Below are 241 nucleotides of genomic sequence, written 5' to 3'. Positions count from 1 at the left end.
GTATTACGCGTGGCGTTTCGGATCCTCGTCCCGCTTGAAACGCGGCAGGATGCGCAGGTCCGGCCCGACCTGGGCCACGCAGTGGAAATGCAGCGGCAGCTTGTCGGCGAGGTGTGCGAGCGGCGGCAGCGCGAACATCCCCTGTCCCGGGCCGACGAGGCTGGGCGCGAGGTAGACGAGCAGCTCGTCCACGCAGCCCTCGCGCACGAGCGAGGCGTTCAGCTTGGAACCGGCCTCGACG

General features: G+C 69.3%; 1 protein-coding gene. It reads right to left on the bottom strand.

Annotated features, from left to right (window positions below; all coding sequences use genetic code 11):
- Window positions 1-3: 3 nt before the first annotated feature.
- Window positions 4-241, bottom strand: a 238-nt coding sequence (locus tag ACR9ZK_RS23210; RefSeq protein ID WP_481344269.1) for a RibD family protein, incomplete at its 5' end; no start/stop codon positions are given.

It is taken from the genome of Monashia sp. HAY1-5C, assembly GCF_056755255.1.
This window is presented reverse-complemented; position numbering and strand designations above follow the sequence as displayed.